The 21,199-nt window shown below is 39.0% G+C and carries 18 protein-coding genes; 4 read left to right on the plus strand and 14 right to left on the minus strand.

Annotation, left to right across the window (positions count from 1 at the left end; translation table 11 throughout):
• Positions 1–33 precede the first annotated feature (33 nt).
• From AWW68_RS13415 to AWW68_RS13460, 11 genes are all read right to left on the minus strand, one after another.
• Positions 34–1,212, minus strand: a complete 1,179-nt coding sequence (locus AWW68_RS13415; protein ID WP_068221877.1) for a glycosyltransferase — start codon at positions 1,210–1,212, stop codon at positions 34–36.
• Between the two features lie 174 nt (positions 1,213–1,386).
• On the minus strand, positions 1,387–2,868 hold the full coding sequence (locus tag AWW68_RS13420; protein WP_068221879.1) for an O-antigen ligase family protein: 1,482 nt from the start codon (positions 2,866–2,868) through the stop codon (positions 1,387–1,389).
• Positions 2,869–3,189: 321 nt separating this feature from the next.
• The gene (locus tag AWW68_RS13425) at positions 3,190–4,317 is read right to left on the minus strand and encodes a glycosyltransferase (protein WP_068221881.1); all 1,128 of its coding nucleotides are present in this window, start codon (positions 4,315–4,317) and stop codon (positions 3,190–3,192) included.
• A complete protein-coding gene (locus tag AWW68_RS13430; RefSeq protein WP_068221883.1) occupies positions 4,314–6,377 on the minus strand; it encodes a GumC family protein in 2,064 nt (687 codons plus the stop codon). Before AWW68_RS13430 ends, AWW68_RS13425 begins: the two co-directional genes overlap by 4 nt.
• 3 nt (positions 6,378–6,380) lie before the next feature.
• Entirely contained in the window at positions 6,381–7,097 is a 717-nt protein-coding gene (locus AWW68_RS13435; RefSeq protein ID WP_084375692.1) for a TolC family protein, read from the minus strand.
• Position 7,098: 1 nt separating this feature from the next.
• Entirely contained in the window at positions 7,099–8,259 is a 1,161-nt protein-coding gene (locus AWW68_RS13440; protein WP_068221887.1) for an acyltransferase family protein, read from the minus strand.
• Between the two features lie 3 nt (positions 8,260–8,262).
• Positions 8,263–9,021 carry a sugar transferase gene (locus tag AWW68_RS13445; protein ID WP_068221889.1) on the minus strand — a complete coding sequence of 253 codons (759 nt, stop codon included), beginning with the start codon at positions 9,019–9,021 and terminating at the stop codon, positions 8,263–8,265.
• 154 nt (positions 9,022–9,175) lie between these two features.
• Entirely contained in the window at positions 9,176–9,319 is a 144-nt protein-coding gene (locus tag AWW68_RS20125) for a hypothetical protein (RefSeq protein WP_157717652.1), read from the minus strand.
• 260 nt (positions 9,320–9,579) lie between these two features.
• Positions 9,580–10,293, minus strand: coding sequence for a DUF4272 domain-containing protein (locus tag AWW68_RS13450; RefSeq protein ID WP_068221891.1), 714 nt, complete (start codon positions 10,291–10,293; stop codon positions 9,580–9,582).
• A gap of 111 nt (positions 10,294–10,404) precedes the next feature.
• Entirely contained in the window at positions 10,405–12,438 is a 2,034-nt protein-coding gene (locus AWW68_RS13455) for an LruC domain-containing protein (protein WP_068221893.1), read from the minus strand.
• Between the two features lie 63 nt (positions 12,439–12,501).
• Positions 12,502–12,897 (minus strand): response regulator, encoded by a 396-nt coding sequence (locus AWW68_RS13460; RefSeq protein WP_068221895.1) that lies wholly within the window; start codon positions 12,895–12,897, stop codon positions 12,502–12,504.
• 344 nt (positions 12,898–13,241) lie between these two features.
• On the opposite strand from AWW68_RS13460, the gene AWW68_RS13470 reads away from it, so the two are divergent.
• On the plus strand, positions 13,242–14,066 hold the full coding sequence (locus tag AWW68_RS13470) for a PepSY-like domain-containing protein (protein WP_068221899.1): 825 nt from the start codon (positions 13,242–13,244) through the stop codon (positions 14,064–14,066).
• Between the two features lie 70 nt (positions 14,067–14,136).
• On the opposite strand, the gene AWW68_RS13475 is transcribed toward AWW68_RS13470, so the two are convergent.
• Entirely contained in the window at positions 14,137–14,727 is a 591-nt protein-coding gene (locus AWW68_RS13475) for a TlpA family protein disulfide reductase (protein WP_068221901.1), read from the minus strand.
• Between the two features lie 220 nt (positions 14,728–14,947).
• Between AWW68_RS13475 and AWW68_RS13480 the strand changes: the two genes are divergently transcribed.
• On the plus strand, positions 14,948–15,277 hold the full coding sequence (locus tag AWW68_RS13480) for a PadR family transcriptional regulator (protein ID WP_068221903.1): 330 nt from the start codon (positions 14,948–14,950) through the stop codon (positions 15,275–15,277).
• Complete coding sequence (locus AWW68_RS13485; protein ID WP_068221905.1) at positions 15,277–17,994, plus strand: ABC transporter permease; 2,718 nt, start codon at positions 15,277–15,279, stop codon at positions 17,992–17,994. Before AWW68_RS13480 ends, AWW68_RS13485 begins: the two co-directional genes overlap by 1 nt.
• A gap of 208 nt (positions 17,995–18,202) precedes the next feature.
• Here the strand turns inward: AWW68_RS13485 and AWW68_RS13490 are convergent, their stop codons facing one another.
• Positions 18,203–18,643 carry a GNAT family N-acetyltransferase gene (locus AWW68_RS13490; protein ID WP_068221907.1) on the minus strand — a complete coding sequence of 147 codons (441 nt, stop codon included), beginning with the start codon at positions 18,641–18,643 and terminating at the stop codon, positions 18,203–18,205.
• A gap of 86 nt (positions 18,644–18,729) precedes the next feature.
• Positions 18,730–20,046, minus strand: a complete 1,317-nt coding sequence (locus AWW68_RS13495) for a DUF2254 domain-containing protein (RefSeq protein WP_068221909.1) — start codon at positions 20,044–20,046, stop codon at positions 18,730–18,732.
• Between the two features lie 263 nt (positions 20,047–20,309).
• Between AWW68_RS13495 and AWW68_RS13500 the strand changes: the two genes are divergently transcribed.
• Positions 20,310–20,798 (plus strand): MgtC/SapB family protein, encoded by a 489-nt coding sequence (locus tag AWW68_RS13500; protein WP_084375694.1) that lies wholly within the window; start codon positions 20,310–20,312, stop codon positions 20,796–20,798.
• The last annotated feature ends 401 nt before the right edge of the window (positions 20,799–21,199 follow it).

Here is a 21,199-nt window from a genome sequence, read left to right on the forward strand (position 1 = left end):
GTAGTACGGCAGGCCATGGCATTCCCTGAAACATTAGGCTTCTATTAATTCGTGTTTCGTATGAATGAACTCTTGCTTAGACTTTTTCATTTGACTAAGCGATTTAATGGCAGCCCAACCAATTTTTGGGATGCTCACAAGAATTTTAAGCGATTGCTTAAACAACTGGTCTGTAGGTAGTACAAAAAGATATGAGAGGCTAAGACCTACAAAGGCAATAGTAGCGGTTACTCCTAAAAACGAAGAGTTCAATAGTATACCGCAAACAACCAAAAGTAATATGGCAAAGGGCGCTACTGCACGCGGGGGTAGCGCTAACTGCATAACTTTATGAAAAAAGTCTACATTTCCCTCTGCCAAATTACTTAAGCTTTCACCAAACGATTTTTTGAAGAAGGTATATTGGGCTTCTAGCCATCTTCCTCTTTGTTTAGTAAAGGCATTGGTCGAGGTTACTTTTTGGTCTAAAACCGCCATATCGGCAGTATAATCTATGAACTCACGCTTTCTGGTGAGAATTAATTCCATTTCTTTATCGAACCCACCTATGGCTTCGCATTGATTAATTGTAGTCTTGAATAATTCAAAATTGAAAACCATGGCCGAACCCGAAAGCTTAGAAGATAAACCTAAACTGTTAGCTCCTTTACAAAGCATTTCGGTATTGGCTGCTTCGGAAAGGCCATCCATTAACGCAGTAGAAGTATTGTTATTGGCTGCTTTTCTTAACCCCTGAATTGCTCGAGCTCCAGACTGAATCCACTGGTTGGCTTTGAATAAAAAGCCTTTCTCCATTACGTTGTCAGCATCTAATACTACCACCGCATCGTACCCCTTATCGTATGCTTTAATAGCGCTCTGAAGCGATTTCACCTTGGTGCTTTTTTCGAAACTTACTGAATGGACTTTCGCCCCAAGTTGCTTCAGCTCCTTTTTGGTTTCATCCTTAAGTTGATCTGCAATAACCACCAAATCGAACTGACCTCTTGGGTACTCATATCTGAGCGACATGTTCTTAGCAGTACTATATTTTATAATAGCATCCTCTTTGTAAGCAGGGACTAATACCAAGAAGCGCGTCAAACCATTTTGTACTGGTTGAATATCTTTTGTTTTGTACTTAGAAGCTACAGCCAATACAAACTGATAGAGTGCTGAAACTGTGAGGTAGATGAGTACTGGAGCAAGTAAGATTTCGAAGAGGGTTTTCATGATCTTATTTTTAATCAAATGTACCCTGCAAACAGCCCTCTTTCAGGGTATTAAGATGAATGGGAGAAAATCAACGATGAATGAAAAAGGGTAGGCGTTGATTAGTTTATAGTTCAAAGTTTAACGTGAGCCTTAAGGCCAGCTAATCAGATTGTTATTAAAAGATAGGAGGAATTATGATTTAAGCTTGGATGCTTTTTTTACCGACTTCAGCCATTCTTTTTGGTCACGTTCGGCAATCAGGAAAATGAAAGGAATGGCAAAATTGAGGATAATCCCTGTTGGCATTTGAATAAGCACCTGATTACCATAGCTAGCCAGTATGGCACCAGCGAACATAGCATATAATGCCGAGGCTTGTGTTCGATGTTTCTCGCTCCTCATACTCATTATTTTATGACCTCCATAGCCAAGTGTAAAGCCCAAAATAACTAAGTGAAAAGTGAGCCCGACAGGTCCGGTCTCTGCCCATATTTTTACAAACCAGCTATCTGTGGCAGTATTGGCCATTAGCGAGTCTGGGTTGAATCTTGCACCCCAAAAACCTGCTGTTCCAATACCTCCGCCAAATGGTCTAGAAGCCAGGTAGCGGGCAAAAGTCTTTTGGTTTTCTAGCCGAACGCTGAGTGATTTGTTTTCAGGATCTAACGCTGTTCTCATACGCCTCACTTGTTCCACTCCCTGAAACATAAAGGTGTATTTCAGAATTACGAACACTAAAATCATTCCGCTAAAGCCAGCGACCAGAATTCTAAAGTTTTTAATGAGAATTAGGTAGGCAATGCCACCGGCTAACGGTACGGCTAATGCACCTCTAGTGCCTGAAATGGCGAATCCGAGCAAGAAGATAACTGCGAAAACGAGGTATTTGAATTTCTTTATTCCTTTGTATGGGCCCATGAACATGATGGCGCACATTAATGACATCATGGCCTGCGATGCACCGAAACTTCCTGCATCTGAATAAAAAGAAAATACCCTGAGTACTCCGTGTAGTACATGTTCCTCGTGATGTTCTTCAGCATAAAGCCAATGATCTTCAGCGGCATCGGTACCCAAAATCTGCTGCTTAAAGCCCCAAATAGTGCCTATTAATGAGAAGTATATTAATAATCTAATGAACTTCTCTAGATCTTCTTCTTCTCTGAAAAAGAGAAAAATTAACGGGATGGTAAGTGCTTGGTAAAAACCAATACCGCGCATAGCATAAAACCATGCAATCAGTCCGTTGCCACTTGGGTTGACTATCTCAAACACTAAAAACAGCATCCAAGCTGTATAGAGAATAGCAATTGGGTTTCTGAGGTATTTCCAATTAGGATTAACTTTTTTATTAAGAATTACGCTGAGCCAAGAAAGAGCAAGTAAAATATCTACCAAAAGCCCCCAAGGGCCAGGTACATATCGAGCTATGCCAGCGCCAAAAAACGCTATTATAATATTACCCCAAACTCCGAGCTTAGGGTTGTTCCAAATAATGGAAAGCACAACTAGAGAAATGGGTAAACCAAGAAGGAGTGCTCCTCCAATAATTCCTAAAAACTTGAACAGCAGAAAGCTTACACCCAGAATACCAATCATTAGTATCCAGCCTACTGGCGTAGATAAAATGGAAGCACCGCTAAATTGTGCAGTTATGGTTTCCTTGCTATTCATCGAAGCAAAGGTGCCAAGTCTGGAGCGTAGTTTTTTTTAGAATCGGTGAATTGACAAGGATCTTCGATGAGTAACCGCTGAATCAGATAATTGGTGAATCAGAAGTTCTGGAGGGTAGTAGGCTTATTTGGCGGCATTCAGGGCGAAGAATCTTCTGATTAACTTTTATCTCTGGAGATTCTTCGGTCGTATATTTCTGATTATCATCAAAATATACTTCCTCCGAATGATGGTTAAGAGGCAATCACCTTTAATGCTGAAAGGATTTTGAATACATCAGTTACCAAAATTTATGGTTGAGGTATAATCTATTCTTTGTAATCAAATAGCCTCAGCAAACTCTCTTGCTCTGTTTGCCCAAGAATTTTGTTTGGCAAACTCAACTCTCTTCTGAGTTTTTATTCTAGAATTATATCTGATGGATCTTTTAATGGCTTTTAGGAATTCTTCTCGACCATCGGCTATTTCTGCAACTTTAGAAAAGTCAGATAAATCGGAGAAGTTGGAGGCCACCACAGGTTTACCCATGGCCAGATACTCATTGATTTTCAATGGATAAATGGCTGCAGTAAGCTTAGATTTTACAAATGGAATAAGCCCTACATCAAAGTTCTGAATTTTGTCTGGGAGCATGTGTTGCTCTATCGAACCCAAGAAACTGACATTGTTTGGCAGGGGAGGAAGCTCCGTTCTTACAGGGCCGTAAAACTCAAAATTATACTCAGGTAAATTTTCTGCGCAGTAGCTGATCAACTCAAAGTCTATTCTTTTGTCTACTGCTCCAACATAACCAATAGTGTTACCTTTAGACTTCTCGTTATGAGATGCCAGAAATATATCGAGATTCACTCCATTTGGAATAAACTTTACTTGCTTGGCCAGTGGTAACTTGTTGCTCTGTAAAGTTGTACTTGTGCAAATAACTTCGTCTACCAAAGGCATGTAAATTTCTTCATAGTGCGTTCCATGTTTTCCTGACCAATCAGTGCCAGAAATTTCATCGTAGCAATAATAGATGCTCTTCTTAGGACTGAAGAATTTGCGAGTATGATAACCGAAAATAGGGTTAAATGCATTGATAAGCGTGTACTCCTCAACGCCTAACTTTTTGAGCTGAGATTTAATGCTGCGGCCAACAATTCGGCTGTTCAACTTAGCTGCCCAGTCATATAGTTTTGCAGATTTTATCCAGTTAATAGGAAGCACAGGAGGGGTAGAAATCAGCTCTATTTCTCCATGATCTGTTATTTGATTTCTTATTCGGCTGCCTGTGCCTAAAATGTTTTTTACTGGAGCAAACTTATTGAAGAAGAGGTCTTTGATAGTATAGTGATAATCTATCATGATGACCCTGTGGTCTTTACTGAGCTGCTTTAACAGCTCAATAGTAGATTTGATGTAAGGCGTGTCCCAGGCAGGAAAACTATGACAAACTATTACCTTCTTCATATCGATGCTGGTTTGAATCCTTGAGTCAAAAGTCTTTTTACAAACATTCTGAGCTTGCTTCGCTTCTTTGGAATATCTCCAACTATTTCTTCCATTACCTCAGTAGTAACAGCGTTTAAGAAGAGTATAGGCTTTTTGCCAGCTAGTTTTTTATACACCTTTAAACTGTGCTTATCTGAAGCTGTCCATTTTCTATTAGCTCTGGCCACCAAAATGTGTACATCGCCTTCAGTTACCACTTCTTCTTTGTATGGTTTGAAGATAATTGGCCCTAATTCTTCAAAAATGAACTCTGGGTCATTCTCATCCATTATGGTAGGGAAGTGCTTCTTGATTTTTTCAATGATGTAAGATTTACCTTCTCCATATTGAGTGCTGAAAAGTATAATCTTTTTAGGTCTGCTTTCTCCCTTAACCTCAGCCCTTAATTCTTGAATAAAGTGATTAAGTGCATGTTTGTTCAAACCTTCGAAGTTGATTTTATTGATCTGCTTTTTTCGAACTCTAGGCAAAATTCCGCCTAGTTTAAGGCCTGTTTGGTCACAAGCTCTTTCAGGTCTTTTTAAGGTGCTGTCTAGCAATTCCATTCCTACAATTACCGCAGTAGGTAAAATGGCTCCCACCATGAAGGCAAGAATCACCATCATCATTCGCTTAGATTTCTCTGGCTTAATAGGGTAGTACGGAGCGTCTATCACTTTAATGTTGGAAGACATCATCATACTGTACTTATGTAGCCGGGCTTGGTTAAAGCTATGTAGGTTCTCTAAATACTCGCTTTCAGCAACATCTATTTCTCTTTCCAACCGGCTTAAGGTTGAGCCTAGTGGAGCAAAGCGATCGTAGATTCTTTCATATTCTTCTTGTCTGGCTTCCATAACGGTAAGCTTTGCAGCAGACTCTTCTTTGATAATGGTGTAATTGAGCCATTGAGTAAGGATGTCTCTAGTTTCTACACCTTCTGGAGTTTGGTTTACAAAGAAAAGATCGCTTGCAGTGTTAGACATTTGCCCCTTTAAGGAGTCTATTTTATTGTTCAGAATAGCTTTTTGAGTAATAACCTCAGGACTAGGAATGGAGTCCGTAATTAACTCTAAGCTGGCCAATTCTGCACTGTATTTAGAGATTACCTCTCGGCTATCGGCCAATTTTGTTTGGAGGCTAGCCAGGATTGACTTGTCGGCAACATCGTTTTCAATTTTAACTAATGCCGATTTTGCACCCGCTAAAACTTTTAGTTCTTCTTGATACTGTTTGTCTAGCTCCTCCTTATTACCAGAGATAAATCTGGTTTGCTCATAGTAGTTAATGATTTTGTTGTTTACTCTGAATTTTAAAAGTGCGTCTTCTGCTTCTTGCAACTTTGCGGAAGATTTGTTTACCGCAGACTGGAAAAATTCAATTACAGAATCGCTTTGACCTTCTTTAATATTCTTCTGCTTCGACATAAATATGCCGGTTAGCAACTCTAACGTTTTCTGGCTTAAGTATGGATCTACCGAAGTGTATTCCATACGGATCATATCACTATTACCTTCTCTGGTTACTATTAGGTTTTCTAACTGCTCTATGCCAAAGAATTCATTTTTAGAATTGGCAATAAGGTATACCTCGTTGAACTGATCTTTTTCTCTCATTCTTACGAGCTTCTCGTAAATCGAGATCTCAGAGTCGGCATCAGTAATGTTAATATCTAAATGTTCAATAGTCTCCTCAAAGTACTCTCTGTTATCAGGTAGTATTCTGAGTTCTTCATTTCTTTTAGCCAATAATAAGTGAGCCATTAACTTGGCAGATAGCTCTTTATTGGTCTCGTAAGAGGTGGCTAAGTTGATAAGGTTTTCAAGCTCGTTGTTGGTCTTTGCATAATCTACTCTTCCACTTGAGTTACTCTCTATGCTGTAGCCCGAAATTAAACCAGTATTCAGGAGGGTATGAGTGTTATACTCCTTCTTGCCATCCTTAGTGCTGTAGAAAACCAAGCAAGCAAGTACTATGGCTGTTCCGGCAATAAAGTGGAAGTAGCGAACCAGCAGTCTTACAATTTCTACGATAGTCATGGCTTACTTAAGGATTTCTTCTCCAACAATGGTTTTCAAGGTAGTGTAGGCTAACCAAGCTTCATTCTTAGCTTTTTCGAACTCTAGCTTTGAAGAGAAGTTCGATTCGATGGCCATTCTGTATTGCTCTAGCGGAAGTTTTCCGGACTTAAAGTAGCCTTCGGCAACGGTTAGAGACATCTCGTTAGACTCTACCACTTCAGCCTGCAATTCAATAGATTTAATGTAGTGTTTTAGGTCTGAGTAGAGCTTCACAATCTCTTTTTTGATCAGCTCTTCTTCAGACTCTTGTTCGTAGTCTAACTTTTCGATTTCAAGTTGTTGAATCTTGATCTCGTGTTTTCTTGAACTTACTTCGGTGAAAGGAAGTCTTAAATTTAGTCCTACATTATATGTTACGTTTTGTCTAGATAAGTAAGTAACTCGTGTACCACTTTGGTCGCCCACAAGTTGGTCAGACATAATGCCGTTTCCATAATTTACTCCGGCAGCTAATGACACATGCTGTAACCACTTTTTTCTTTTCATGGCTATCTCCTGGTCAGTTTGCAACTGAGAAATTTCTAAAGCCTTAATTGAAGAAGACTTTCCAATGGCCACGGCCATCAGCTCCTCAACTGGTCTAAGGTTTTCTACCTTAAGTTGAGTTGCCGTTGTCTGCGAAAAACTCAGCCCTGTGAAGGACATTAGCGCGATAAGGATTGTGGTTAACTTTTTCATCTTACTGTTCTGTTTTCACTAACCTTTTACTGATTCGGCTCTTGATTTTTTCAAGGATTTGCTGAAAGCCGTCTTTCTTCATAAAAGGTCTTTCGATGACCGTGTAAAAGATTATACTGCTAAGTAAGATGATAGGCAGGGTAATAATGAGTGATATCGTTAGACCTGAGAAATATGTCGTTGAATAACCAATTCTATCGATAAGTGAATAAATGAGTTCTAGTAGAGGAAGGTGGGTTAAGTAGATGGTATAACACATACCACCGATAACTGGTATCCATTTATAAGACAGTATTTGAGGTACAATTTTCCCTTTTAGGGTACTTATAAAGAAGCCCATTAAGGCCGTAGAAAAGAGCAATGCTTTTTCAAGATCGTCTGTCCAGGTGAACATCATCATAATAATAGTTGCCACTCCAAGAATGTCGTATAAGTAGGCTTTTTTGTTGACCCAATTTTTAGAGTGAACGAATAGATCTGCGGCCAATAGCCCCACTAAAAAGTGCTGAAGTTGCCCTAAGATTGACGCTCTGAATGGCTGGTATTGAAAGCCAAACACATGCTGGAATACTATGAATAAAATGATAAGGGCGGCTAGAAAAATTCTTCTGAATGAAAGGTCTTTCTGGTTGAAGTATAGAATAGCTAGAAAAGGCGCTATAATGTAGTATTGAATTTCAACTTCAAGCGACCAGGCCACCGGATTGATTACAGGGAATTCAGCGTATACAATATTGTGAACATAGAAAATACTGCTGAAGTAATGGCCTGCCATTTCTCCAACACCCATACCCGATTTAATAATAAAGATGATGGCAAAAAGGCTCATCCAGAAAATGTAAGGAGGCTCGAGCCTTTCTAACCTCCTTGTGAAGTACTTTTTATAACTGAAAGTATAGCCACTTTTAGCAAAAGGAAGTGCTAGAACAAAACCACTTAGTGCGAAGAAAATCATAACTCCAATGGCGCCTCTACTAATCAGATAGTTGAGTTGTTCATTGAGTCCGGTTAGGTTTTCTTCTCCATAAACATACCTGAGAAATCTTTCATTGGCATGTAGAATAACCACAGGTAAAATGGCCACAAACCGTATTCCGTCTACAAAAGGTATGTAAGAACGGCCCGAATTGGGTCTTTTTAGGTTTTGTAACAGCTTTTTCATGGCTTAAACGTTTTGGTGTTGAAGCGCTGCGATAGGTGTCTTAACTAAGATTTTTAAATCCATCCACAAGCTGTGGTTCTGTGCATATTCAATGTCTAGCTTTACTCTGTTTTCTGGGTCTACATTGTCTTTACCTCTTTCAGTTACCTGCCACAAGCCAGTGAGTCCTGCAGGGCCTAGAAAACGTCCTACACGCTCGTCAGTAGTAAGCTTTTCTGCTTCATATAAAGGCAGAGGGCGGTTGCCTACTACAGACATATCGCCTTTAAGAATGTTGAAGAGCTGAGGTAATTCATCTATACTCGTATTTCTGATGAACCTACCAATTCTCGTTATTCTTGGGTCGTTCTTAAACTTCACAAAAGAGTTGGCATTGTCTTTACTCTTATGGTCCTCAAAGCGATTCACATCAGCATACTTCTCATCAGTGATCATCATTGGGTCATTAGCATAATACGCAATGGCATGTCTGTCTAATTCGTACTCTTGAAGTTCTACCTGATCTTCAATTTCGTACTGATTCAAATGCTTCATGTTTTCTACGAGCTTATCAGCGTCTGTTCTCATAGATCTGAACTTGTAGAACTTAAAGATTTTGTAGTTCTGACCCACTCTATATGAATAATAGAAAATAGGACCTCTGGAGTCTAATCTGATGGCGATTGAAACCAAAATAAGGATTGGACTGATGAGCAAAATCAAGATACCAGCAAAGGCGATATCGAATGCTCTTTTGATGATTAATGTACTTCGCTTGTTCACTTGTCTGTCAGTTTAAATACATATCAAAAGTAAACCCTCAGAGGTGTTTTAACGGGTTTATTAGACGACTGAACAAAAACTGAAGGTGAATGAAATGGGAGAGGTGATGGGGTTGAAAGGTTGGGAAGTTCTGATGTTATTAAGTCAAGATGTTTTACCAGTCATAGCCAAGGCTTACTTTTAGCCTAATTGCCTCTTCAGTTTCTACAAAAATTGAATCATCAAGTGTATAGTAACCAACAAATTGAGCAGACATGATAACGGTTAGCTGGAATATGTTCAAAACAGAAGTAGCCATTCACATCAGAACTTATTTCGAAAGTGTCATCACTGATCGATAGTCGTATTTAGGCTTCTGCGGTTTTTTACTTGATATAGGCATCTAGCACGATCCCCGAAATGTTTACGGTTAAAGTGTCCATCATCCCGGTTCTATCAACAACCAATGAACTTCTAAAATGCTTCTTTGGGAAAACGCTGCAGCTACTAATTAAGCTAAAGAGTATTGATAATAATATTACATTTCTTAGTCTGCTTAAGTTGGTTTTCAATTGAGGATTATGTGTCAGTTGTAACCTCATCCCAATTGTCTTGATAGCAGGTTACCCAGTTTAAAGCATAATGACGTTCATAAATAATACTTGGGTTATAGTCGTGGGGAATTTTAGCATTATTGAAGACTGAGCTTCTAACCGAATTATGTAAACGATAAATGAAATCACATTCGTCCAGTATTTCCTCACGATTTCTCAATTCAACCGAGTTGAAGAATTGTTCTTGAGATTCGAAGGAACTGATTATTCGGTCTTGAACATCGTGCAGATTTATCGTTTGGTTTGGCGAAGGAAGTTCTTTAATCAAACCCAATGACCAATACAGGGTATAACATGCTTCGATTCTCCATGAGATACTAACTATATTTGAATGACTTGGCTCGTCATGAAGTAAGTATGCTTTCTCTTCTGGTGAAACTTGATTCCAAATTTGGAGTTTCTCGAGGTATTCTTTGCACTCTGACCTAGAGAAATCAAAGGCTGTTTCAGTCAGGGCACCTAAAATTTGAGTTCTAACCACAATATTTCTAGCACTTTGAAATTTGGCAATTTTGGAATCTTCAATTGTTGGCAAATATGGGTTTACTTTGAATTTCATAGACCGCAGATAATTTTCAGATTGTTTTTTTCGTTCCTCTGAAGTTTTCACTAGTCCATAATGAGACAAATCATTAATGCTGTAAGAATTTGTCTTGTTAAAAAAGTCAAAAAGTCCCATTCAAGTGTATTAATCAATTTTGCTTATCTAATATAGGCTCTATTAATTCTGAATTTAATAAAAAAGCACCCCTTTCGAGGTGCTCTTTAATCACAATTCAACCTAACACTATTATTTCTTGAAAAGGAAGTCTAAATCTCTATATCCTTGCTGGTCTCTGTACCAGTCCATGTAGCTAAAGCCTAGGCTTTGTGCCCAATCTTTGAATCTTAAGTGAACGCTTCTAATGTCAATTTTCTCTTGAGGGTAATCGAAGCTTTCAGGTAAATGGATAGCCCAAGGTAAATCTGTCTTCGATCTATAATAAACGCCACTTTCTACATCTGTATTGTCGTCTAATGTGCCGAAGAATTCAGTGTTTACTAAGTTAGTAGGGGCATAACCTGGTAAGTGTACCTCTCTACCTCTTTCCTGACCAACAATCATGAACGGATTGTATGGGGCATTGCCAATTTGGGCATACGTTTTAGGACTATTAAATACAGTGTTTAGAGTAATGGTTTGTACATCGTGCTGAGGCTTATCTTCTTCAGTATTGATGAACCCATTAGTATCGAATAGTGCGTGTACGTTGTCTGCTACAATAAATACTGCATTATCTTGACCGCTTTCGGTTCCGTTGGCGCTTAAGTTTACGCTAGAGCCAGTTATGCTTTGCCCTGTGCTAGTCTGCACTTCAGAAGGAAGTAAGTCTGTAGCAAAACCGAAGCCGTTTCTGTATCCTGCTCCTGCAGCTCTAACCTTAAAGTTGGATTCCATTTCCACGATTTGGTTGTTGGCATTCAAATAATGCTTGAACTGATAGTCAACTACTAAATCATTGAAATCGTAATCTCCATAATCTGGCCATTTATCTTCAAAAGCGAATGTTCCATAGGTAGAAGAAGATGGGTAATGACTAGCGTAAGCCTTAGAAGCATCGTTAGGATACTCGTCCAAAATATCGTTGATGCCGTCTCCGTCAGAGTCTAATGTTCCTGGCTTGTCTATTGGACTAACATTTTCAATACTAATGGCCTCTACCGGGTTTGAAGTCACAAACATAATTGCATCATTAAAGTCTTCATCAGACCAAGAGTCTTCACGTACCACGTCTTCAAAACCAAGAAGGAATAACTCGTTCTCTTCGTCCCAAAGCAATACGTTATGTTGTTGTAAATTAGGGTCAGACTCTGGGTTTAAGCTTTTATCTGAGAAAATAAGGTAATTGTAGCTTTGTGAATTCCATCCGTTCCAGCCATCGGCTAATAAGACTACTCCAATTGAAGTGCCTGCTTCAAATCTTCCAATGTTTACTTTATCTCCAGAGCGTAGTCCACCACCAGATCCGTAATAAGAGAGGTTAGGGAAAGCAATGTTGATTACATCAATATCATCTATAGACTGTGGCGGTGTACCAGTAGGGTAAGTATAGAACCCGATAGCGTTTTTCCATCCAGCTCCTTCATGCACGAAGGTAATCCACACGTCTGCTGTTTCAAGAATATCTAAAGTAGTTTTCTTGCCATTGGCCAAGTAAGTTGGGTGATATTCTGGAACTGGCTTGGCCTCTGGAAGCGATGCATTGATATATTCTAGAAGAGTAGCGCTAATTACATCTCTGTTAGGCTCAAGGTTTCTTGGTGTTCCATACCAGAAGCTGTAGTTTGCTAAGTAATTGAATGTAATACCATTAATACCATTTGAAGTATTTGCAGCACCAGCATCTGAATTATTTTGCTCTTCTTCCTCCTGAACAACTACAGAAGTTACTTCACCTTTCTCATAGGTCAATTCTATAGTATTGTTCAGAATTGGTACTTCTACGTTGTTAGGAATACCAATAAAATTCGTTTGAATCAATACGCTTTCGTAGTATGTAGGCAGGTTAAAACTTTCGTTCAGTTGACCAGAGTTGTTGGTAACTGCGGTAAATAACTTTCTGCCTGCTGTATCGCCAGCTACTTCAAATACTGAGACTTTAACTCCTGTAAAGGGATCTCCTGAAGCATCTGTAAGGCTAACTGCTAAAGAAACGTCATTTGTGGTTACAAAGTCGAAGTTAGAAGTTTCGTTAATGGTTTCTTCTAATTCTACTACAGGCTTTTCTAAACATCCGTTTAGGATTAATAGAGCCAACGCTATTAAAGCTGTCTTTTTCATCATTTGGTTTTTTGTTGAACAGATTTTTCATGGTTGGCTTTGTTTTGTTGTTGTTGGTATTTTGAATTAAGCGACTCGCTTCATTTTATCTCGGCCCTTAAGACCCATTGAGCTCATAATTCTAAGCTGAAGCTCTACAGGGTTAAATGGCTTACTTACGGAATCTTTAGCGCCTAATTTTAAAGTCTCAATGCGCTGGTCACTTTTGTCTTGGTCGGTTAGCACCAATAAAGGAATACCTCTACCTTCTAATTCGGCAATAAGGTCTACAAATGGTTTTCTCTCCAAGCTTTTATTTCCATAAAAGTTAGAGATGACCGCATCTGGTCTCCATTTCTTTTCAAGCAATTCATGTGCTTCAGTAGGGCTTTCTACAGCTGTTACATCAAAGTTTTTGTCTAGATAGTTGATGAGGAAAAGTCTCATCATATAGCTGCTTTCGATTACAAGTATTGATTCCATGTCGCTTTTTTTTCTTCAAATCTGTCATGAATTGCCATGGTTTTCAGGCATAAAAGACGAATGGTATCTATTCTTCGATAACTGGAATAGGATTTCGGTTAACTGTTTTTGGTCAATTGGTGTATTACATTTCTCGGATCGTTTACCTGTTGATATTGAAGGTGATAGGTGGGTTATGGGTGGCTTATTTTTATATCCTGTATATGTCGGCAGATGCGTGTATAAGATCAATTTCAGAATATATATAGTAGGGGGTAGGGTAAGTTTTACTGAGCAGTATTCAAAAGCAGAAAACTCAAATCTGAGTAATAGCAAAATTGAATTCGAAACTTAATCTTACAAAAATGAGAAACTTGAGAAACCTATTATTAATGATGCTTCTAGCTTTTGTTGCAGTATTTACCTCATGCGAAAACGAAGATAATGACCCTGTTTTTGAAGAGGAATTGACCATTGCCGCAGGTATAGTAGATAGCACGGCTTTTGCAGGTTCCGATGTTTCTACTTGGACAGAAATTGATGAAGCAGACTTACCAGACAATGTGCTGGATTACCTAGAGCAGAACTATACGGATCTAAATGTTCGCCAGGCATGGGTAGATGATAGTGGTGGTTACGTGGTCCTGTTGCAGGGGAAAACAGCTGTTAGGTTCGATAATCTAGGGGTATTTGTTGAGGCTATTGACAACGCGGTTAAGAAAAGAGCAAAAGATAGGCCTGAACTCACGGAGATTGATACGGCCAGCTTGTCCACGTCTATAACCGATTATATTGTAGACAACTACAGTGATTACATTATACTAAAAGCATCTACCGATGAGAATGGCGCATTTTACATTAAACTGGTTGATGGACCCACTCTAATATTTGATTCTAAAGGAAATTTCACTGAAGAGATAGATTCTGAAGGTCACAGAAAGAGAAGAAATAAAGGTAAGAGAGGAAAGTCTAGAGCTAGTGATCAATGGACTGCCATAGACTTAGAAAGCTTACCCGAGTCAGTCTCAGATTACATTGCAACCAATTATACAGATGCAGCTGTAGAGAAAGCGGCTGTAGCAGCTGATGGTAATTTCAAGGTTTGGCTAGACTCTCAGGTAGTGCTCTTGTTTAAGGAAGATGGAAGTTTTTTATCAGAAAAAACAGCCAAGGGTTCTACTGAAGGGTAGTAAAAACTTAACAGAATTCCATCATGAGTCGAGTAGTCCTATACTCGGCTCTAATTTTTCCCAATTAATACTATTGCTCTGCAGTCATAAGCTTTCTAAACCTTCTCGTATTGTAATTTGCCATCCCTGTTTTCTTAACAACTATTTCGCCTTCGGCTGAAATTACTACAGTGGTAGGAACCACATTGGTCTCGTATTCTTCTGGTAGTGCCGTGGCTAGTCGGTATATAGGGAAGTCGAACTCTTTTTTCTTAACCCACTCAATGGCTTTTTTAAAGTCTCGATCTTCAGAAATCATCAGGAATACCGCATTTGGGTTGTCTTTAACGTCAGCATAAAGCTTATTAATGCTCGGCATTTCGGCCACACACGGTGCACACCAAGTAGCCCAAATATTAATAAAGATGTTCTTACCTTTTAAGTCTTTTGCATCTAAAATATTACCGTTAACATCAAAGAGTTTGAAGTCATAGTTAGCGGGTTTTTGAGAAGACTCGTCTAGTTCATTTGCATTCATTACACCCGTGTAAAGTACAGCTTGCTGAACTTTGCCAAACACTTCTGCTTGTGAGCCAGTGAAGTAAATAATAGCAAAAACCGCTATTATAATGCTTAGTTCAATGATATCTCGTTTTCCGGGCTTGGCCTTTCTGCTATTCATCGTCATAATGATGTTACAAATTACTCACAAACTAAGTTCAGTTAAATTTAGAGGAAGGTAATATAGGTTACAAATGCTTATATAATCTATAATTCTCAGTTACAAAACTATCATCACCAAATGAACCATTAATCGTTGTCTTAGGAAGTGGTTTTAGAGTCAGATTTGCTTTTCTAATTTTATTAGTTATAACTTTGTATAACATACAACATTGTAACTAATGAAGAATAAGGGTCTCGGTGAATTCGAAGAGTTGGTGCTACTAGCGGTTTGTATTCTTAAGGGTGAAGCCTATGGCATTAATGTAAAGCAAGAGGTTGAAAAGCACTCTGGCCGCTCTGTGTTACTGGGAGCTGTGCATATCACACTTTACCGCCTTCAGGATAAAGGTCTGTTGAAGTCTGAAATGGGTGGCAACACTGAGAAAAGAGGAGACAGGCGTAAGCGTCTTTTCGAGATCACTACTCAGGGAATGAAGCAACTTGAGGCAGCTCAAGATGTGCGTCAGAAAATGTGGTCACTTATCCCTCAGCTAAACTCTGGACAATAATGTCATCAAAGAATCCACCAAATTTGGCAAATTGGCTGCTTTCCAAAATGGTCGGAGAGGAGTTGCAGGAAGAGTTCTTAGGAGATTTGCAAGAAATCTATGAAGAGCGTCTTTCTGAAAAAAGTCGGTTTTTAGCCATGTGCATGTATTGGGTCGATACACTGCACTTACTCTTTGGCTTTACTTCATTCAAAATTTTTAAAACTCAAAACAACAACACTATGATGCTAAAATCTATGTTCACTATTGCCTGGCGCAATGCCATTAGGCAAAAGCAATTTACATTACTCAATATTCTAGGACTTACCATAGGAATCAGTATTTCCCTGATAATTGGTCTTTATGTCTATCACGAAAAGAACTATGATAATTTTCTAGACCAAACCAATAATATTTATAGAGTCAACCAGCCAAACATTTGGGGAGATTGGACTGAAATGAGTTCTACAACTGGTCCGAACGTGGCAGATGCTTTGCGCGAAGAAGTACCAGAATTCAGAGAGGTAACCCGCATTTTGAATCAAGGTTCTCAGTTTACTAGCTACAAAACTAAATCGGGGCAGGTACTTTCATTCAAAGAGGATCAACTCTTTTGGGCTGAGAAGAATTTCTTTAAGGTTTTTGATTATGAAATGCTTTTGGGTAATCAAGAAACGGCCTTAGAGGCAGCTAACAGCATGGTTCTTACGGAGACTGCTGCTCAACGCTACTTTGGTTTAGATGAAGCGCTGGGTCAAACTATAGAGATGCGAGAATGGGATGGAAGCTCAAAGAGTTATGTGGTTACAGGTGTTTTAAAAGATTTACCAACGCAGAGTCATTTACAGTTCGATGTTCTTACTTCTTTAACCAGTGCCAAGGAACAAATGGATATGCATGGCTGGAAGTGGATTTGGACCGCTTTTTCAACCTACGTTTTGGTAGATGATGGTGCAGATGTTGCCCTAATAAATGACAAGCTACAGGCCATTCCACCTAAATATGCCCCACCAACAACAAAAAGAATCTTTAACCAGAGTTTTGAAGAATTTACAGCAGGCAACCCATGGAAGCTCGATTTACAAGCGTTACCTGATATTTACCTGTCATCAGACCCGCCATTCAACTCATTTGGTCCTATTGGAAATAAACAATTCGTTCAGGTTTTTATGGCCATAGGTCTTGTAGTGCTGACTTTGTCTTGTATTAACTTCATGAATCTTTCAACAGCCAAGTCGTCTAGTAGAGCCAAGGAAGTTGGGGTTAGGAAAGTGCTTGGGTCGCTGAGAAATTCATTGATTAGACAGTTTGTATTTGAATCAGTACTGTTCGTTTCTGTGAGTACAATATTGGCACTTGTTATTGTGAGTGCTTCACTCGACTGGTTTAACCTATTGGCACAAAAGGAGCTAACGCTCGAGCCTGTCTTGATGAATCCAGTAGTATGGCTGGTGTTAATTGGGTTTGTATTGACTTTAGGGCTATTGTCAGGAGGCTACCCAGCGTTCTATCTGTCTTCCTTTAGACCAATAGAAGTTATTAAGGGGAAAATCAGCAAAGGACAGCAGGGAAAAACTTTAAGGAATGGACTTGTGGTTTTTCAATTCTCAATTTCAATTTGCCTCATCATTTGCTCCTTATTTGTCCAAAAACAGCTGAGTTACACTTCCAAAATAGACCTTGGGTTATCGGATGAAAACGTACTTCAAATTCATAATATCGAGCAATTTGGCTTCAATACAGAGGTTATCAAATCTAAATTGGAAGGTATTGCTGCAGTCACTCAAGTAGGCAAGTCTTTTGGAGTACCTCCTAATGTAATGACTGGAGATAGGTATAGGTCTACAGAACCGGATGCGCAGGTATTTCAACTCAATAACCTACGAGTAGATGATGACTATTTAAACGTGTTAGATATTGAATTTCTTGCAGGTAGAAACTTTGAGTTTGAGCGCCCAACCGATCAGTATTCAGTTATTCTAAACCAAGCTGCGGTAGAGCTCCTAGGCTGGACAACTGAAGAAGCCGTAGGTAAACACGTGGCTGTAGCTTCGGGTAATGAGGATGAATTTGAGGTAATTGGAGTGGCTAAAGACTTCAATTATCATACTACACGACAAGCAATTGGCCCACTGATTCTAATTAGCGATAAGAATGATAAGGTTTGGGATTATGGAGCTGGTTTGTCTTTCCTATCAATGAAGTTGAACCCCCAATCAATACAAACCAGTTCAGATTTGAAAAGGGTTTTAGATCAAGCCGAGTCAGCACTTAATGAAGTAGATGCATCCATTCCATTTGAGTACAGCTTTATGGATCAAGCTTTTGAGGATAACTTCAGAACCGAACAGCGCATGGCTACAGTTTTGAACTTCTTTACGCTAATGGCAATGATAATCGCATGTCTAGGGTTGTTCGGGTTAGCTGCCTTTTCTGCTGAGCAACGAACCAAAGAACTTAGCATTCGCAAAGTACTTGGTGCAAATACAGGTCAGCTTACCTATTTGTTTAGCACTGGCTTTGTAAAATTGGTAGTAGTGTCAATCCTTATTTCCGCTCCATTGGCTTATTGGTTAGTTAGTTTGTGGTTAGAAGGTTTTGCGTACAGAACTCCGATGCAGCTTGGCGTATTTGTTTTAGCTTCATTGATTAGCCTAGTAGTAGCAATTTTAACCACTGGCTATCAATCTCTTTATGTTGCTAGCCGAAATCCGGTGGATACACTGAAAGGAGAGTAGACCTCACTCTTTTATCCATGTCCATATAGAGGATAAAAGAGTGCTAGAGTGGACGTCAACTGTCCACTCTAGCAGATATCAATCTCCTTATGAGTGAAAGGCGTTGGCCTTTAGGCTGGGGGATTTACTTCACATTCGCAACAGACAACGCCATTTATGAAGAGATCAGGTATTTCTCTTCAGTTGAAGTGACTTTCTAGTAAGTTTACTACTTGAACCCTAAATCACAAATCCATTCTGTACTTTCAATGGTTGCACCTCTGCTTTTGTAGAATTCTTGAGCCTTTGTGTTCCAATCAGAAACCAACCATTTCATTTTAATACAGCGGTTAAACTTACCAATTTCCATTACAGCATCGAAGAGCTGATTTCCAATATTTTGGCCACGATAAGCAGACTGAACATAAAGGTCGTCTAAGTAAATAACCTTGCCTGTCCACGAGTGATAAGCAAAGTAGTAGCTTGAAAACCCAATGACTTTATCTTTATCTACAGCTACTAAACACTTAAAGTCATTTTGGTCTTCAATCATTTGCTCCAGTGTGATCTTCACCTTTTCAGGAGTCTTTTGAAAGATTGAAAATTCCTTGATTAAGGCGTAGATAGATGGCAGATCGGCTTCAACTGACGGACGAATTTTTATACTCATGTCGCAATCTAATTGATTCTTGCGCTCACGCGTAAAGAGAGTCTATCTTTTGAGTATGCTCGTAGAGTAATTGTGAACTGGTGCAGTCAGCTATCTAAATCCACCTTTAAACTTTTCTGGCTCAAAGGCGCAATACTCTTCAGCACTGCCTGAATATTCTTCATATCTATAGAATTGGTAATATGCTCTTTGCAAGACTCTGCAATGCTTTCAATATGCTCTATAATTACTGAATGATGTTGGCACTGTTGGTCGGCATGTAATATGTTTTTTAGGCAATTGAGTAAAGTGATCATTACCAAAGCATCTGTTTTTCCATACTCTCTTATTGAGGTAAGGTTCTGATAAAGTAGGTCATTCAATTCTATAGGTTCGAAGAAAAGCCGTGGTTCATTGTTATCATTTGTCACAAAGTACTTGTCAGTAATTTTCATTTTCTGAATGAATAGAACCGAGAGCAGATTAATTGCTTTTACCGCTGTTCCGGGGTCATTAATTCCTGGGCTAAGGGCTTTAACTGCAATTTCAGAGATTTGCTTAAAGCCGAATGAATAATGATCGTCTAGCCACTCTTGCGGATACGATATAAAGCAGTTATGAATCTCTTGTTCTACTTCTTTGTCAGTCTGTTTATTGATTTTCAAATAGGGATAGCCTTTCACTAGAAAGTATCCTATAGGTACGTCTAGCTTTATTTTCAGCTTGTGTTTTTTAGCCATTTTCAGCAGCTCCTTAACTTTAATTTCTTTAATGTAGCCAGCGTCTGGTGACTTCAAACTAAGCCATTCTTCCGTTTCAGGCATCTCAATTAAATCCTCATCATCGGTCAGAGAGAGACTTTCCATTCTACGCTCAGTTTTGCCTTGTATTCGTTTTAGAATATTATCTACCTGAATGGATTGGCTTATTGAGTGAATAAAAAACATAAAGAAGCCCAGACACATAATACCAAAAATCATGGCCATGAGAATGCCAAAGTCTGGTATGCTGTTACTTCCTTCAGACTGTATATTCACAATTAGTGTGAGGCAGTAGACAATAGAGCCTAGGTAAAAGCCCAAGACGGTCTGGTTAGACTTGTGAGTAATAAGGCCCGGAATAACTCTCGGAGATAATGTGGCTGAAGCTCGGTTAAGCACCACCATTACCATTGAGAAGCTAAATACCATTAGGGAAATTATGCTGCCAACTAAGGTTCCTAAAACTAGTCTAGCATCTTCTTTACTCTTCACCAAGATGAAGGAAAGGGTTTCTTTCAGATCCATCATCCATGGTCTATATTCTATCAGGTTTATGATGATTGAAAAGCCAAAAAAGCCCATGGTTATAATGGTGGGGTAGAAAGCAATGCTTCCAATGATTAGTCTATAAGACTTAAATAACCAATCGTTTATTTTTTTCATGAGGTGCGAGCTAGATGTATTGAGTATAACACCATTATTAGGCCAGAGTTATTTGGGAGTTCTTTTGTCCTCATATTATAGCCCCATCCTTCTTACCGCAGAGCTATGAGCCTATAGATCGAAATCCATCTTTATCTTTTTGAGAGAGATTTATTCAATTTTAGAGTTGTGCCGAAATGAGAAAACGCTGTTTTGGGTGTTTTAGGGCATATTTCACAAGGGCACTATTCATGTAATAAAAAGTGAAACCATAACCTTAGAACATGATAGATATTGCCGAACTAGAGATATTGATGAACACCGCAGCAGCCACTATTCTTTGCGGGTTTGTGGGGCTAGAGCGTGAGAAAAAAGAAAAGCCTGCAGGACTCAGAACCAATATGATTGTTGGAAGCTTCTCCTGCCTCATTGTGTCATTAGCCATTCCTTTAATTGACCTAATTCAGAATTCTGAGCTTAAAGATGCCGTAGATTCCGACCCAATCAGAATGCTGCAAGCTTTGGTGGTGGGTATCAGTTTTATAGGAGCGGGTACCATCATCAAGAAAAAAGAAGAAGGGGTTGAAGGTTTAACAACCGCTGCGACACTGCTCTACTGCTTAGGTATAGGAATTTCAGTAGCATTAGAAAAGTTTGTGATTGCGGTAGGTATCACCATTCTTATTCTATTGATCAATAATGTCTTTGGTGGTGTAAAAAAAAGAATTGTTAATAACCCAGAAGAAAAGTTAACCACCAAAAAGAGCTCTTGAATGAGTCTTACCAGCCCTCAGAAATCGTGGTGTAAAAAGCCACGGTTTCACCTTTTCTGCTTCTAATCAATAGCAGAAAACCCGTTAAATCATTGCCTGAGACCCACCTAAGTCCATCCACCTCGCTTTTGCCAGTTTAGCAGTTAGTCGCACCAATAGAATACAGGGCTATTGATATGTTATTTTTAAAAATGATCTTCTGTATTTCATTATAAAAGTTTCAGTTCAATTAGCATTTATAATAATCAGTGTTGGTTTTAACTATCCATTTGATATTCAGCCAAATAATCGGTTATCAAAGTTTAGTTCTAGAATGAATGAATCAGTTCTTACAATTTCTGTGGTCTGGTTTCCACCTTATTCCTTAAATTAAGCGATTACTTTACTAGACTTTTAACTGA

The organism is Roseivirga spongicola (genome assembly GCF_001592965.1).
GTDB classification, from domain to species: Bacteria; Bacteroidota; Bacteroidia; order Cytophagales; family Cyclobacteriaceae; genus Roseivirga; species Roseivirga spongicola.

Excerpts from the sequence above, each read along its gene's own strand:
- AWW68_RS13415 (WP_068221877.1), bottom strand. The coding sequence starts at position 1,212 with ATGAAAACCCTCTTCGAAATCTTACTTGCTCCAGTACTCATCTACCTC.
- AWW68_RS13420 (WP_068221879.1), bottom strand. The coding sequence starts at position 2,868 with ATGAATAGCAAGGAAACCATAACTGCACAATTTAGCGGTGCTTCCATT.
- AWW68_RS13425 (WP_068221881.1), bottom strand. The coding sequence starts at position 4,317 with ATGAAGAAGGTAATAGTTTGTCATAGTTTTCCTGCCTGGGACACGCCT.
- AWW68_RS13430 (WP_068221883.1), bottom strand. The coding sequence starts at position 6,377 with ATGACTATCGTAGAAATTGTAAGACTGCTGGTTCGCTACTTCCACTTT.
- AWW68_RS13435 (WP_084375692.1), bottom strand. The coding sequence starts at position 7,097 with ATGAAAAAGTTAACCACAATCCTTATCGCGCTAATGTCCTTCACAGGG.
- AWW68_RS13440 (WP_068221887.1), bottom strand. The coding sequence starts at position 8,259 with ATGAAAAAGCTGTTACAAAACCTAAAAAGACCCAATTCGGGCCGTTCT.
- AWW68_RS20125 (WP_157717652.1), bottom strand. The coding sequence starts at position 9,319 with ATGGCTACTTCTGTTTTGAACATATTCCAGCTAACCGTTATCATGTCT.
- AWW68_RS13450 (WP_068221891.1), bottom strand. The coding sequence starts at position 10,293 with ATGGGACTTTTTGACTTTTTTAACAAGACAAATTCTTACAGCATTAAT.
- AWW68_RS13455 (WP_068221893.1), bottom strand. The coding sequence starts at position 12,438 with ATGATGAAAAAGACAGCTTTAATAGCGTTGGCTCTATTAATCCTAAAC.
- AWW68_RS13460 (WP_068221895.1), bottom strand. The coding sequence starts at position 12,897 with ATGGAATCAATACTTGTAATCGAAAGCAGCTATATGATGAGACTTTTC.
- AWW68_RS13470 (WP_068221899.1), top strand. The coding sequence starts at position 13,242 with ATGAGAAACTTGAGAAACCTATTATTAATGATGCTTCTAGCTTTTGTT.
- AWW68_RS13475 (WP_068221901.1), bottom strand. The coding sequence starts at position 14,727 with ATGAATAGCAGAAAGGCCAAGCCCGGAAAACGAGATATCATTGAACTA.
- AWW68_RS13480 (WP_068221903.1), top strand. The coding sequence starts at position 14,948 with ATGAAGAATAAGGGTCTCGGTGAATTCGAAGAGTTGGTGCTACTAGCG.
- AWW68_RS13485 (WP_068221905.1), top strand. The coding sequence starts at position 15,277 with ATGTCATCAAAGAATCCACCAAATTTGGCAAATTGGCTGCTTTCCAAA.
- AWW68_RS13490 (WP_068221907.1), bottom strand. The coding sequence starts at position 18,643 with ATGAGTATAAAAATTCGTCCGTCAGTTGAAGCCGATCTGCCATCTATC.
- AWW68_RS13495 (WP_068221909.1), bottom strand. The coding sequence starts at position 20,046 with ATGAAAAAAATAAACGATTGGTTATTTAAGTCTTATAGACTAATCATT.
- AWW68_RS13500 (WP_084375694.1), top strand. The coding sequence starts at position 20,310 with ATGATAGATATTGCCGAACTAGAGATATTGATGAACACCGCAGCAGCC.